The 13,957-nt window shown below is 63.7% G+C and carries 14 protein-coding genes and 2 pseudogenes; 2 read left to right on the top strand and 14 right to left on the bottom strand.

Features of this window, described 5'->3' with window-relative positions; all coding sequences use genetic code 11:
- The first annotated feature begins 49 nt into the window (after positions 1 to 49).
- Positions 50 to 406: a DUF2200 domain-containing protein gene (locus NHL51_RS05545; RefSeq protein WP_434142342.1), complete on the top strand. Its 357-nt coding sequence runs from the start codon at positions 50 to 52 to the stop codon at positions 404 to 406.
- A gap of 9 nt (positions 407 to 415) precedes the next feature.
- On the opposite strand, the gene NHL51_RS05540 is transcribed toward NHL51_RS05545, so the two are convergent.
- The 3 genes from NHL51_RS05540 to NHL51_RS05530 all read right to left on the bottom strand — a co-directional run bounded on the left by NHL51_RS05540 (position 416) and on the right by NHL51_RS05530 (position 1,744).
- On the bottom strand, positions 416 to 868 hold the full coding sequence (locus NHL51_RS05540) for an SRPBCC family protein (RefSeq protein ID WP_434142341.1): 453 nt from the start codon (positions 866 to 868) through the stop codon (positions 416 to 418).
- 148 nt (positions 869 to 1,016) lie between these two features.
- Complete coding sequence (locus NHL51_RS05535) at positions 1,017 to 1,454, bottom strand: carboxymuconolactone decarboxylase family protein (RefSeq protein ID WP_434142340.1); 438 nt, start codon at positions 1,452 to 1,454, stop codon at positions 1,017 to 1,019.
- 62 nt (positions 1,455 to 1,516) lie between these two features.
- Entirely contained in the window at positions 1,517 to 1,744 is a 228-nt protein-coding gene (locus tag NHL51_RS05530; RefSeq protein WP_434142339.1) for a zinc-binding dehydrogenase, read from the bottom strand.
- Positions 1,745 to 1,821: 77 nt separating this feature from the next.
- Between NHL51_RS05530 and NHL51_RS05525 the strand changes: the two genes are divergently transcribed.
- Positions 1,822 to 2,094: a hypothetical protein gene (locus tag NHL51_RS05525; protein WP_434142338.1), complete on the top strand. Its 273-nt coding sequence runs from the start codon at positions 1,822 to 1,824 to the stop codon at positions 2,092 to 2,094.
- A 54-nt stretch (positions 2,095 to 2,148) separates the two neighbouring features.
- On the opposite strand, the pseudogene NHL51_RS05520 reads toward NHL51_RS05525, so the two are convergent.
- The 11 genes and pseudogenes from NHL51_RS05520 to NHL51_RS05470 all read right to left on the bottom strand — a co-directional run.
- Positions 2,149 to 2,388, bottom strand: a pseudogene (locus NHL51_RS05520) (alcohol dehydrogenase catalytic domain-containing protein); the annotation flags it as partial.
- A 100-nt stretch (positions 2,389 to 2,488) separates the two neighbouring features.
- Entirely contained in the window at positions 2,489 to 3,376 is an 888-nt protein-coding gene (sigJ, locus tag NHL51_RS05515; protein WP_434142337.1) for an RNA polymerase sigma factor SigJ, read from the bottom strand.
- A 594-nt stretch (positions 3,377 to 3,970) separates the two neighbouring features.
- Positions 3,971 to 4,609, bottom strand: coding sequence for a hypothetical protein (locus tag NHL51_RS05510; protein WP_434142335.1), 639 nt, complete (start codon positions 4,607 to 4,609; stop codon positions 3,971 to 3,973).
- Between the two features lie 39 nt (positions 4,610 to 4,648).
- Positions 4,649 to 5,434 carry a hypothetical protein gene (locus tag NHL51_RS05505; protein ID WP_434142334.1) on the bottom strand — a complete coding sequence of 262 codons (786 nt, stop codon included), beginning with the start codon at positions 5,432 to 5,434 and terminating at the stop codon, positions 4,649 to 4,651.
- Positions 5,435 to 5,664: 230 nt separating this feature from the next.
- Entirely contained in the window at positions 5,665 to 6,699 is a 1,035-nt protein-coding gene (locus NHL51_RS05500) for a hypothetical protein (RefSeq protein ID WP_434142332.1), read from the bottom strand.
- On the bottom strand, positions 6,689 to 8,344 hold the full coding sequence (locus NHL51_RS05495) for an N-6 DNA methylase (protein ID WP_434142331.1): 1,656 nt from the start codon (positions 8,342 to 8,344) through the stop codon (positions 6,689 to 6,691). Before NHL51_RS05495 ends, NHL51_RS05500 begins: the two co-directional genes overlap by 11 nt.
- A gap of 135 nt (positions 8,345 to 8,479) precedes the next feature.
- Complete coding sequence (locus tag NHL51_RS05490; protein WP_434142330.1) at positions 8,480 to 9,502, bottom strand: tyrosine-type recombinase/integrase; 1,023 nt, start codon at positions 9,500 to 9,502, stop codon at positions 8,480 to 8,482.
- Between the two features lie 137 nt (positions 9,503 to 9,639).
- Positions 9,640 to 10,127, bottom strand: a pseudogene (locus tag NHL51_RS05485) (transposase); the annotation flags it as partial.
- Positions 10,128 to 10,354: 227 nt separating this feature from the next.
- Entirely contained in the window at positions 10,355 to 10,750 is a 396-nt protein-coding gene (locus NHL51_RS05480) for a hypothetical protein (protein ID WP_434142329.1), read from the bottom strand.
- Positions 10,751 to 10,772: 22 nt separating this feature from the next.
- Positions 10,773 to 11,465, bottom strand: a complete 693-nt coding sequence (locus NHL51_RS05475; RefSeq protein ID WP_434142328.1) for a response regulator — start codon at positions 11,463 to 11,465, stop codon at positions 10,773 to 10,775.
- Positions 11,462 to 13,957, bottom strand: a complete 2,496-nt coding sequence (locus NHL51_RS05470; protein WP_434142327.1) for an ATP-binding protein — start codon at positions 13,955 to 13,957, stop codon at positions 11,462 to 11,464. Before NHL51_RS05470 ends, NHL51_RS05475 begins: the two co-directional genes overlap by 4 nt.

Genomic DNA, 13,957 nt, shown 5'->3' with positions numbered 1-13,957 from the left:
CTAGCGATGCGGTCGGGGCATCGACAGGGATCCGATCTATGCTGGGCTCATGGCCGGACATCGCATCTACAAGCTCGCCTTCTCGGATCTCTACCCGAACTACACGGCGAAGGCCGAGCGCAAGGGGCGTACGAAGGCGGAGGTCGACGAGATCATCCGCTGGCTCACCGGCTACACGCAGGCGCAGCTCGACGAGCTGATCGCTCCCGGCAACCCGGTCGACCTCGAGCAGTTCTTCGGCGAGGCCCCGCTCTTGAACACGTCGCGCGACCTGATCAAAGGCGTCATCTGCGGTGTGCGGATCGAGGAGATCGAGGACCCGCTGATGCGCGAGATCCGCTACCTCGACAAGCTCATCGACGAGCTCGCGAAGGGGCGCCCGATGGAGAAGATCCTGCGCGCGTAGCCCTGGCGTTCAGGCCGCGGCGATCTGCGCGAGCACGTCGAGGAAGCCCTGCCACCCTGCGATGGTGGCGTGCTTCTGCTCGTCTGAGAAGCCCGGCGCCTGCTGCGTCATCATGAGCCGAGTCCCCTCCCCGTCTGCCGCGGCCGCGAGTTCGAAGGTCAGCCGGGCGCCGTTCTCGGCGTCGGGCTGGTCGGTGATCGTCATATCGAGGCGCATCGGCGCGTCGACCTCGATGAACGTTCCGGCCCAGTCCATGGTGCCGCCATCGGGCAGCACCATGACGGCCGCCCAACCCCGCCCGGCCTCGGCACGGTAGTCGAGCCGGTCGGCGGGCACCTGCACCGCGTCGCCGCCGAACCAGCGAGCGAACGAATCGGCCGTCGTGAGGGCGGCGAACACCGCCTCGGGCGGGGCCGCGATCTCGCGGTCGATCCGGATGCCGTCGTCGGTGATCCCTGTCATGCGCTCAAACCTACCGGCCCGGGTCGCCGTGCACCAGCGCCTCGATCAGCTTCAGCGCGCTCCCCTTGTGCGACGCGTAGAGGTCCGGCGCTGACCGCTGTCGAATGCGTCGCGACCCGCCTCCTCGAAGCTGCCGACACCGGTCAGCTCAAGGGGCGACCGCGTAGTGGCTGCGGATCGCGACGCGGTTCCACACTCCCATCACGATCGCGAGCCAGCTGATGGCCGACACCTGCTCGGGCGTGAGGGATCCGTCGTCCCACTCGGCCCGCGCCGGGCGCGGCAGCCCGGTCACCTCTTCGGCGAGCGCGAGCGCGGCCTGCTCCTGGGGCGTGAAGTACTGGGACTCCCACCAGGCCGCGACGACCGCGAGACGATCGGTGGTCTCGCCCTTCGCGATCGCGTCGCGCGTGTGCATGCGCAGGCAGAACGCGCAGCCGTTCATTTGCGAGACGCGGATCTTCACGAGCTCGACGAGCTTCTCGTCGAGGCCCGCTGCGGCGATCGCTTCGCCGACCGCTCCGTCGAGTTCGAGCACCTTGCGGTAGGCGGCGGGGCTGAGCTTGGTGATGTTCACGGTGTTCATTGCTGATGTTCCTTCTTCTCTGTTCTTCTTCGTGAGGGGATGCGGCTGCTGGCTGCCGGGGTCTACAAATCGATACCGATGATGGTTTTCCCGGGCACGCGGCTACCGGTCGTGAATGCGGAGGCGGCTTCGGCGAGCGGGACCACGGTTCCGACGGCGACGCGGAGCCGGCCCGCGCGTACGCGTTCGATGATCTGCTGCAGCTGATGCCGATTCGGCTCGACCACGAAGAACACCGCCCGGCCGCCCTCGGGGCGCCCGGGTGGCGGCGCGGCGATCGTGACCAGCACGCCGCCCGTGCGGATGAGCGCGAGCGAGGCCTCGCCGATCGCGCCCCGATCACGTCGAAGACGGCGTCGACGGGTTCGTGCGTCTGCCAGTCTTCGGCGCCGAGGTCGAGGAATTCGTGGGCGCCGAGACCGAGGATCGTCTCGCGGTCCCGGGCGCGCCCGGTGCCGATCACGTAGGCGCCGGCCTCGCGCGCGAGCTGCACGGCGGCCGAACCGACCCCGCCGGCCGCCCCGTGGATCATGATGCTCTGCCCGGGCTGTACTCCCGCGTGCACGAAGAGCCCCTGCCAGGCGGTCAGTCCGGAGATCGGCAGGCTCGCGCCGGTGACGAAGTCGATGTCGGCCGGTAGCGCTGTCAGGTTTCGGGTCTCCACCGCGACGTACTCGGCGAGCGAACCGTCTCGGGTCCAATCGGTGAACCCGACGACGCGCTGCCCGATGCTGAGGCCGGTGGTCCCGTAGCCGAGTTCTGTGACGACCCCGGCGACTTCGTGTCCAGGGATCGACGGGGTGCGATCCCTGCCGGCACGGTCTTCCCAGGTGCCCGGCCACGACAGCTCGCCAGGCGTGAAGCCCGCCGCTCTGACGCGCACGACGACGTCGTTCTCAGCGGCGTGGGGATGCGGGCGCTCGGCGAGCCGCATCCCTTCCGTACCCGCTTCTCGGTCGGTGACGATGATTGCCTGCATGGGTCTCCTTCTGAAATGTGCCGTCACTGTTTCGACGACGCAGCCGGAGGAAATGTCAGGTTCGCTTCGCCCACTCCCCCAGTTTCCGCGGGTTCCACTGGATCCACACCTGCGTGACGCCCGCCTCGCCGACCTCGAAGTTCACGACGGCGCTCACGCCGCTGCCGTCGATGAACAGGACCGCGGCGCCGTCGGCGGTCTCGCCGAGCGCGGTGCGCACATCCGGGCGGCGCTGGGCGACACCGAGGAGGAAGCGCGCGACCTTGTCGGGGCCGTGGATCGGGTTGAGCGCTGCGCGGACCAGCCCGCCGCCGTCCGAGGTGAGCACGACCCGCGGGTCGAGCAGCCGCACGAGCTCGGTAACATCCCCGCTTTCGGAGGCACCGCGGAAGGCCGCGACGGTTTCGCGGTGCAGCTTCGCGTCGACGTCGTTCCGCTTGTGAGCCGCAAGGTGTTTGCGCCCCGATGACGCGAGCTCGCGTGCGGCACCGGCGGAGCGCGCGAGCATCTCGCCGATCTCGGCGAATGAGTACCCGAAGACGTCATGCAGCACGACCGCCACCCGTTCGGCCGGGGTCATCTGCTCCATCAGCCGCAGCAATGCCGTACTCACCGAACTGCGCAGCTGCGCCCGAGTGGCGGGGTCGCCGCCGTCGACGAGCGGCGTGCGCACCGGCAGCGCTTCGGGCAGCCACGGCCCGACATAGGCTTCGCGGCGGTGGGCAGCCGACCCGAGCATATCGAGGCAGACACGGGTCGTTGCCGTGGTGAGCCAGGCGGCCGGATTGCGAATGCCCCGGCGTTCATCGTCACTCAGACGAACCCAACGCACGTACGCCTCTTGCACCGCGTCTTCGGCCTCGGCGACCGTGCCGAGCATGCGGAACGCGACGCGCATGAGATGCTCGCGTGCGGCCTCGGCTTCTCGGTCTGGTCCCGCCATCACGCCTCTACTCTCCGATACGACACCGCGCTGATGACACCAGCTTCTCATTAAGTCGCGCGTTTGGGCCGCGAAGAACTGAACCAATGGCGCCGGGCACCTGCCGTACCGGGCGCTGCGCATAACCAGTCTTCGAAGCTGCAGAGACGACAGAACTCTGACGAGAATTTTCTCTCATCAGAGTTTTCTGTCTGGCTGACAGGGTGTGAACCTGCGACCCCCTGACCCCCAGGTAGACGGTTCAGCCCAGATCCTTGATTTTCCGGGCTTTTCTGCCCCTCAGAAGGTCCCTTTTCACGTCATGGATTGCATGATTTGCATGCGTCAGGTCCCGGCCAGGTCCCGGCTCTTGGTAGCCACCGGCAGATCCGTCAGGGGCCAACAAACCCAGGGCGGTTCACATGGATTGCATGGTTTGCATGCATCAGGTCCCGGCTCTTGGTAGCCAATGACAGATTCGTCAGGGGTTTACGTGGGGTTTACGGAGACACCGCCGAAGGTCTCCGACTGGGAAGGCGTGCTCCGCGATCGTGGGTCGCGACAGTCGGGACTGCGAACCCTGGACGCTAGCAATCGCCTGTCCCGAATCTAACACTAATCATGCGGCAAGATGAGAGACTTCTTCGCTTCCGGCCCTCCGCCGGTAGCCGACTCTTCTTTGCCCCCCTCATCAACGTTCAACACATTCTCCTTTACGATCGCGCCAGCGACCTGCATGAAAATCCTCACTACGGCCGATAGCTCGAACAATGCATACCACCAAAGCCAAAACGCTAGATAAACCGCGAAGTAGTGAAACCAGGCGTCAGAAAACGCAACTCCGAGTGGGATTACTGTGAATCCCGTCCCGAACGCGATCGCCAGAAACGAAACTAAGACCAGACCGATCTGGATCATTGCCGACCAGGCGAAGGTGAAAAGCAAATTCTGAAAAGAGGAGTACCTGGACCCTTGAGGCTTCAGATTTGACCACCTGCGAACACGTTTATCACCAGGAACACCCAACGCGATACCCGCCCCAGCGATCGCAGCTCCAAAACTCAGCGCAGCATAGAGGAGTGCATAATTCGCTAGGTCCTGAACATACAGTGCACCGAGCGGAATAAATGGCGCTATAAGGCCTGTAACGCAGGCGAGAACCAAAGAGACCCAGAGCGCGGGATCCTTCAGGAGTTGTTTACGCCTTCCCCAAACTTCTCCACTCCAGAAACCTTGCGTCCGCTTTTTTCCCATGCCCCACCTCCTTGGTTGCGCGATGAGCAACGGAATTGACTACGCAGTTGCACCTTCGTCTTCTGCGATCATTTCCAAAGAGGACTCCCTGATCGCATCGAGCTCCTCGAACGCGGTAGCTCCTCGCTCAACCTCAACCTGAGTCTTCCTTGCATACCTCTCAAGGTTGATCGTCTTGTTCCCGGCTTCACCGGGAGCTTGGCCGACAACGATGACGTTCTTCAGCGAGGAAATCTTCTTGCGAGCAAGACCCAAAATGTCCTGCACAATACCCTTCTTCTTTGAAAGGCCCTCACCCCTTGGTGCGACAAGTTCAACGCGAGCACTTGCCGCACTGGATTCTTCAGCATATTTATGAATTTCGTTGCTGTCGTCTGACCAGTCCAAGTTGGGCTGGTTAACGGCAACGGTTACCTTCTTGACCGTCTCGAGTTCTTGAACCGCCCTATCAAACTCCTCGGAGGTGACTTGATTGAGGTCGATCGTCAGCCTGTCATAACCGGCATCTCGCCCAAGAGCCTGCAGGTATCGTTCGATGATTGCGGTGGAGACGCCTGGCCGTTTACGTTCAATCGCAACGAGGCGCGAGGTCGTGTTGAAAATCGCCCAGACCGCGACCGCAAATACGCCTTCATCTCGTTCGACCGACTCTTCGGAGCCAGTCCGTTCGTTGTAGAAGACCGGCACCTGATCTTCACTGCCAGAGATGAACCTCAGAGCCGTGACGTCCTCGCTGATGCGGCTGGTCTGCGTCACTGCGACAACCTGTCCGAGCACGACCTTGCGGCTCTCGCGCGCGGAAGCAAGATCTGCAACCACATTCACGAACTCTGGGTAATCAATTACTCCAGACGCGTCTCGACCATGAATTGAGTAAGCCGCGACGCTTCTCATCTGGGTACGTTTTCTAGCCAATTCACTTCCAATCGGTTTGCCCCACGGCGGGGATATACATCAACAGCGATGTACAAGGCACTGCTCGGGCACAAAAGCACCCAGTAAGGCTCATAGTAGCTTTCAGCACTGCCGCGCCATCCTCGCAACATTCGTGACTATTACCGGAGTGAAGCTCGAGCACGCCGGGAACGGGCCTCTGTGTGCATGTTCACTGGAGTTGCGTCGATCACTCGGCGGACCATTTCAGCGATGAATCGGTCGGGTCGTAAATCAACCGGCACCTTACCCCAAGGAAGGTGCACCGGAGGAAGGCTTGATAGTGCCACCTCGACATCCGACTGCTCGACATGTTCTTCGATGTCGTCGTCTGAGTCTTCGCTGCCTTCGACACCTGCCTCGGCGAGTGGATCTTCGCCATCACCCTGATCATCATCCGATTCTTCAACGGAGAGGTGACTGCCGTACTCAATGACGATGAGGGAGACTGCGTGATAGGCGTCGTCTTCTCGTCCGAGCTTCTGGAGCAGGTCGATGAGCCATTCCGCCTTATCGGGCGACTCGTCAAAGATGGTGGATCGGAGCCCGTAGACGAAGCCGAGTGCGGCGAGGGGGTGGCGGAGGCGGAGGTTCTTCGCATCGCCGTATGATTCTTCTACCCGGTTGGCGGCGTTCTTACCGAAGCTGGAGTCCATCCGTTTTGTGCTGATGAGGAGCTCTGGTCCTGCCGCCCAGTTCGACATGACGACGTCGACCTGTTTGAGGTAGTTCTTGCCAAGGATGTTTGCCGAGGATGCGGCTGCTCCGGTGGGTGGTGTCTTTGCCTGAAGTCTCTTCCAGAGCGCATCGCGTTCCTTGGCCGTGACCTTGTTGAGCAGGCTCACGATGGGGCCGGGCAAGATTCGCGGTGCCGAAGGACGCGGCCAAGCGGCGTCAGCATCGAACCCGGAGCGACGGAGCTCATACGAAAGCCAGACGTCCAACGCGAGAGCGGGTACGCCGGTTGTAGTGGGGGCTTTCAGGTAGAGAGGGACGCCAAGAAGCTTGATGAGCGTGTCATAGTCGGGCTCATAAGAGAGAGCTCCGCTCTCGTCTCTTACCCAAGGGTTGCTGTGCTCCCCGCTGGGGGCGGCATCAGCGACGATGCGATCAAAAATCGCCCACGCTTTCGCCTTTGTCGATGGTTCAGTGGCCACTTCGTCCCCTTGCTTGGCGTCGGCCAGCCAGGGCGGCGTGGGCGTCTCGCACATGGTCGAGTTCGGATTCTGTAACGAGCTTGGGGTCGATGAGCAGTACGTCGTCCACGAGCTTGACTGCTGCGATGAGGTCTCCTTGTTGGAGGAGCTTCGCGACGTCCTGCTTGATGAGACGCAGTTGCTCGGCGCAAGCTTGTACATGTGCGGGTGAGGGCATCGCCCAGACGTCGGCCTCGCGCGGCTCGAGCTTGAGAATCCCTCCCCCATACGAGCGCCCCACCATTTCGGCGTTGAGAAGAGTAACCGAGTTGAGGCTCGCGATAGGCAGAAGGTCGCGCCCCAGCTCCCGATTTTGCTCATTGAGGTAGACGCCGTGGACAGAGTTGAGGTGGTGCGCGCCCGCCGTGTTCGTTGTCAGCCTGGGAGTGTCGGCGTTCATGCACGTCAGCATCAAGTCGGCGGGTGGCAGCAGCGGCACTCGGTACCACGGCTTCCGCACACGGCATTTGTATGCTTCATCGACGCCCGCGAGATGTCCAGCATCGATATATGCCTGCGAAGCCGGAGACGGCTTGCCAGCTGGGCGGAACAGCCAGGTGGATTTGCCTTGTTGCCCAAGCTTGGTCATTGCACCAGTTGAGAGTTCAAGGCCTCTGAGATGGGAGCTCCCTGGCGGCGAGAGCCGCACGACGTCTTTGCGAGGAATACCGAGCTCTTTGACTCGTGCCGGTGAGAGTGCGAAGTACCGGTTATTGCCAGTGACCATTCCAAGAGTGGTGTCACCCCAGGTGTCAAGGCTTGTGAAGTGGCCTTCTGCTCGGAGCGTGCGAAGGGGCTCCACCGCGTCAGGGTCTACCAGTAGTCCCGTCCATTTCGCTGATGGATCGGTAGGTTTCCAGGTAAGCGAACCACTCAGAGACGCGAGAGCATCGGCGTCTTGAGCCTGGTAGATCGTCGCGTGATCGGTCGGTCCCTCGTTGAACCCGTCTGCGAGGAGCAGCACGACATCGGCTTCCGCTTCGGGAAAGACCTGCTCGGTGAATAGAACGAGTTCAACGCTGCGGAATCGGTCGAAGAGGAACTGTCGAACAGCCGCCGCGTAGTTCACGCTGAGAAGTTCTGCGGGGAGCACGAGCCCCATCCGCCCGCCGTCCTTCAAGAAGAGGGCGGAGTGGACCGTGAACGCTGCCCAGCTTGATGCCAGCGCGGTCAGAGAGACTCCGGCTTTCAGGGCTGCTGCGCGTGACCTGGTTCGAGACTCGCCGGTGAAGTCCTGGTAGCGGATGTAAGGCGGATTGCCGACCACGACGGAGTAACGGGCTTCTGGTTCGACGAGGAAGAAGTCGCTAACCGTGATGCTTGGGCTGCCCCCGGCTTCCTCAACCCGACGGCGTGCGACTACAGCACTGTGCTCGTGGATCTCGACACCGTCTACGACGGGCGTGCCAGAGCCGTGCTCCTGGAGGCGGCGCACTGCTTGGACGAGGAACGCAGCATCACCAGCGGAGGGTTCGAGGACGGTGTCCGTTGAGCTTCGGATCGCCCAGTCGGTCACATAGCGCGTTATCGCATCGGGCGTGAAGAACGCGCCGCGAGCTTTGCGTAGTTCTGCCGTGTCGGCAGGAGGTGCGGCGGTTTCAAGCATGCCTCCATTCTGCCGCACACCCCCGACAGACACGGGGATGCTGCTCAGCATGGCGTGCTCTCGCCAGCGGAAAACCGCCAGTTTGCGCGACGAAACGCGCCAGCTCGCACGCCCTGGCCGCGATCTGCCGCGCCATCACGCTGGTCTTCCGAACGCTTGCTCAAGGAAGTCCGCGGTGATCGGGTTCACAGTCTCGTTGCGGCGGATGTAGTGCTCCCTCGTGATCGAGGGGTCACTGTGTCCGAGGAGCTCGGAGGCGAGCTGTAGTCCCCCGATCTCGTTGATCGCGGTCGCTGCGGTGCGGCGGAATCGGTGCGGGGTGACGTCAGCAACCCCGGCTTTCTCCATCACGTCGCGAAGCTGCCTGCGGATGTTGTTGGTCGTGTGTGGTGTCCCGACGCGGGTGGAGAACAGCAACGCGTCTGGGTGGGTGAAACGGATCGTCCGAAGCCGTTCCTGGATCGCTCGGAGCGCGAAGCCGGGCAGAGCGATACGACGCACAGAGCGGGCTGTCTTGGGGTGATCCTGCCGATGGGTGGGTTCTCCCTTCCGGCTGACGATCGTTCCGGAGATCCGTACCGACGGGATCGGGGCCTCAAGGTCGAGGTCTCCCAGGCGGATCGCGAGGAGCTCGCCGATGCGTGCTGAGGTGCCGAGCATGACTTCCACGATCTGGCTGAGTTGCCCGTCGGGTTTCGGGCCTGCCTTGATCGGGCGGTGCTCCCAAGCGCTAATGCCTGCACGGATGGCTTTGAGCTCGTCCCAGGAGAAGATGTCGGGCGTGCGGACCGGGCGGCGGAGCCTGGAGACATGATCCATCGGTTTGCGTGGAATGACTTCGTGGCGTACCGCGAGCGCGAGGGCGAGGCGGAGGACGACGCGGGCTTGGCGTGCCCGGTTGTAGCTCTGCTTCGCGAGCTGTTTGAGGAAGTAGTCGCAGCGGGCGACCCCGATCTCGCGGAGTGTGACGTCCTTGAAGAACGGCAGCACGAGGGTGCGCATGTTGCGTTCATACAGCAGCTTCGTCGTCCGCGAGAGCCTGTCTTCCAGATCCATGTCTTCGAGCCAGGACGACACCAACGCTGGGAACGGACTGTCGGCGGTCATTCCGGAGAATCCGGGTTGGAACAGGTCACGTTCGGCGAGCTTCTTCTTCAACGACCGTTCGGCAGCGGGCCTTGTTTCTCCGGTGATTTGGACATGTCGGCTCTTCCCGTCCCAGTCGCGATATCGGGTGCGAGCGACGTAGCGTCCGCCGGGGGTGCGCGCGGACTCAACCAAAGCTTCAGCAGACCCCGTCGGTACCCGTAGCGGGGGTGGCTCTTCGCCCAGGCACGCAGCCAGTCCCGCAACGCCCGGTCCGGGTCCGTGACCGTGTCGGCGTTGAGTGGGCGGCGGTACGCGGAGCGGGACAGCCCGACCAGACGGCACGCCATCCGTTCACTCACCTGCAGTGTCCTGATCAGGTGAGCGACGGCGGCACGGCGCCTGCCCGGGCCTAGAAGTTTCCCTCAGCCAGCTCCTTGAGCGCGGCTTTCTCCAACTCCGCCTCCGCGAGCAGCCGCTTGAGCGTCGCGTTCTGCTTCTCGAGCTCCTTCAGGCGCTTCGCGTCGTCGGCCTTCAACCCGCCGAACTGGTTACGCCACCGGTAGTACGTCTGCTCGGACACCCCGAGCTCCCGGCACACCGCCGCGACGTCCTGCCCGTGGGCGAGCAACCTGTCGGCCTGCCCGAGCTTGCGGACGACCTGCTCCGGGGTGTGACGCTTCCTACTGTTCGACATGATCTGACCAGTCTCCCTGCCCGAACCCTCGGGCAACAGGACGACTCTCAGAACCGCCGGACCTACGAAACGGGGTCAGCCCAGACCATCGACCGTCATAGTTGCTAATCGAAGGCGAGCCGCAGTGAAGAATCGAGTACCCCTAACGGTACTCATGCGCCACGCGCCGGTAACCCTAACGCTGAGCTGACGCTGGACTTGGCCGCGTGAATGTAGGACTGACTTCGTCACCAGAACATCGGCAGAAGCGAAACAAGGAACCCCACTGTCGAGGTGCTGAGCATGGTGATCGCGAGGGTACGGCACAGGCGCTCGGCGTGGGAGCGCCTGTGAAAGTCAAGCCGACGGGGATCGCGTTCTGGCACGAACCCGATGACGCTCGTCGAGTCCTCGACGTGGAGATCGTCGTGTGCTGTGACGGGGCGCGTGTAGGTGCGGTCTTTGACACTCCATATCGCGATCGGTTGCTGGTCGAGATCATCGACGATCGTGACGTTCGTGGGGAGGCGGGCTCCACCGACGGTGCGGATGATGAGACCGGCGGCAAGAACGGGGACGCCGATGATCGCACCGACCCAAGCAAGCATCTCACCGATGATGCCAATGGTGTCGAGGGTGCTCATCGTTGCCGGCACGTCATGAAGGTCAGGTGGTCATGCCATCGAGACGGTATCCCATGCCAGGCTCGGTCAGGAGATGCACGGGACTGGTGGGGTCTTCTTCGAGCTTCCGTCGCAGTTGGGAGACGTAAAGACGGAGATATCCGGTGTCTTCAGCGTGTTCGGTGCCCCAGATGGTGGTGAGGATGGTTTGGCGGGTGACGAGTTTCCCGGCGTTGCGGATGAGGATCTCGATGAACTGCCACTCTGTGGGGGTCAGCCGGATTTGACGTTCCCCTTCGGAGGTGTCGCGGGTGACGCTGCGGGCGGCGAGGTCGATGGTGACGCTGCCGAGGTGCACCACGGGCGTGGCGTCTTCTTGGGGAACACGTCGGGTCAGGGCGCGGATGCGAGCGAGGAGTTCTTCGACGGCGAAGGGTTTGGTGATGTAGTCGTCGGCGCCGGCGTCGAGGGCTTCGACCTTGTCGGCGGCGCCGGCACGCCCGGACACGACGAGGATAGGCGCCTGGGACCAGCCGCGGATGCCGTGGATGACTTCGATACCGTCGAGTTCGGGCATGCCGAGGTCGATGAGGAAGATGTCCGGGTGATGGTCAATGGCGGCAGCGATCGCCTGGGCACCGTCAGCTGCGGTGAAGATCTCATACCCCTTAGCGGTGAGGGTGATGCGCAGGGCGCGAAGGATCTGGGGGTCGTCGTCGGCGATGAGGATTTTCATGACGGCTCCTGGCTCGTGCGGATCGTAGGGAGGGAGATGACCATGGTGAGTCCGCCACCGGGGGTGTCTTCGGGGGTGAGGGTGCCGTGCATGGCTTCGATGAATCCGCGAGATAGGGCGAGGCCGAGTCCCAGGCCGGTGGTGTTGTCAGTGTCGCCGAGGCGTTGGAAGGGCAGGAAGATGTCGTCCAGTTTCTCAGGCGGGATGCCGGGGCCGCGGTCGATGATGCGGATTTCGAGCCGGTCTGCGAACGTGCTGGTGCTGACGTGGATGGGGGTGCCGGCCGGGCTGTAGCGGTGCGCATTGGTGAGGAGGTTGACGAGCACGCGTTGGAGCAGGACAGGGTCGGCGTGCGCGACCGCGTCACCGTGATTGAGCGCGAGGGTCACATCGGTGGGGCCGAGGTGGAGTTCGTCGAGGGCGGGCGCGATGGTCTCGGCGGGATCGGTCGGGATCTCCGCGATAGTGAGTACGCCCGCCTGCAGCCTGCTGACGTCGAGGAGGTCAGTGACCAGAGTCGCGAGTGCGCCGAGGCTTTCTTCGGCGGTGTCGAGCAGTTCCCTCTTCTGCGCGGACGCCAAGTCGTGTCCTGCCGCTTTGAGACCCCCGACAGCGGCGGACGCGGCCGCGAGTGGGCGACGCAGATCATGGCTGAGCGCCGAGAGGAGCGCGCCGCGCACCCGATCCGATGCAGCGATCGGCTCGATCTGTCTCGCTGTCTCGGTGAGGTGCTCGTGTTCCAGGGTTGCGGCGAGTTGTGCGGTGACGACGGCAAGGAGGCGCTGCTCGGACGCGGCAAGGTCCCGACCGTGCAGTTCTAAGGTGGTGTCGTCGGTGATCCGTATGCTGGCGTGATGGTTATTCGGGAGCGGTTCCCCGGACCGGGCGAGGACGTCCTCGCCGCGCATCAGCCGGACCCCGGGGAGTTGGAAGGCTTCGCGGATGCGGTCTACGAGTGCTTGGATCGCGTTGTCTCCGCGCAGCACACTGCCAGCGATGGTCTGGATGAGTTCGGATTCGGCGGCGGAACGGCGGGCGGCGCGGGTGTACCGGGCCGCCCGGTCAACGACGAAACTCACCAGGCTCGCGATCAAGACATACAGGATCAAGGACGCGAGATGGTGCGGCTGATAAATGTGAATCGTGAACAGCGGCTCGATAAACAGGAAATCGAGTGTGATCCCCGACAGCACCGCAGCGAACAGGGCCGGCCAAATGCCGCCGACGAGCGCGACGACGACGACGAGGAGCTGGAAACTGAGGACATCCGTGGTGATCGAATCCTCGCTGCGGAACACGCTCAGTAGGGTGGTAAGCGCAGGCCCGCCCAGGAGCGCAGCGACGAAGCCGAGGATGCGGCGTTTGCGGGTGAGCGCCCCGGTCAGCGGGGGCAGGGCGAAACGTCTGCCGGCTGCGGCATGGTTGACCATGTGCACGTCGATGTCGCCGGACTCACGGACGACGGTCGCGCCGATCCCGGGGCCGGTGAACGCAGCGGTGACACGTCCACGGCGGCTGGCACCCAAGACGAGCTGGGTGGCGTTGACAGAACGGGCGAACTCCACCAGCGCGGTGGGGATGTCTTCCCCGATGACCTGATGGTAGGTGCCGTTGAGTTTTTCGACGAGCGCACGCTGCTCGGCAAGGGTCGCCGGGTTCCCGGTGCGGAGTCCGTCTTGACTGGTGATGTGCACGGCGATGAGCTCGCCGCCGGCGGAGCGGGCCGCGATCCGCGCGCCGCGGCGCAGCAGCGTCTCGCCTTCGGGGCCGCCGGTGAGGGCGACGACGACGCGTTCGCGGGCTTCCCAGGTGCTGTCGATGCCGTGGTCTTTGCGGTATCCCTTCAGCGCCTGATCGACTTCGTCTGCGAGCCAGATGAGGGCGAGTTCGCGTAGCGCGGTGAGGTTCCCGAGGCGGAAGTAGTTGGACAGGGCTGCGTCGATGCGTTCGGCAGGGTACACGACCCCCCCGCTGAGCCGGTCGCGGAGCGCTTGCGGTGCGAGGTCGACCACCTCGATCTGTTCCGCGCCGCGGAGGAAGCTGTCGGGGACGGTCTCTCGCTGGGGGACGCCGGTGATCTGTTCGACGACGTCGTTGAGGGATTCGATGTGCTGGATGTTGAGGGTGGAGATGACGTCGATGCCTGCGATGAGGAGTTCTTCGACGTCTTGCCAGCGTTTGTCGTTCTTCGAGCCGGGCGCGTTGGTGTGCGCGAGCTCGTCGACGAGCGCGATCTCGGGGCGGCGGTCCAGCACCGCCTGCAGGTCCATCTCCTCGAGCGTGACCCCGCGATGTTCGATGCGTGTGCGCGGGACGGCTGGGATTCCCGCGGTCATCGCCGCCGTCGCGGCGCGGCCGTGGGTTTCCACGATCCCGACGACGACATCTTTCCCGTTCCCGAGGAGGCGTCGCCCTTCTTCCAGCATGGTGAAGGTCTTGCCGACGCCGGGGGCAGCGCCGAGCAACACCCGAAGCTGCCCCCGTTTCGGCAT

This window comes from Leucobacter sp. gxy201 (assembly GCF_051043335.1).
Taxonomy (GTDB): Bacteria; Actinomycetota; Actinomycetes; order Actinomycetales; family Microbacteriaceae; genus Leucobacter.
The sequence above is the reverse complement of the archived record's forward strand: the minus strand, read 5'-3'. Positions and strand labels throughout refer to the sequence as shown.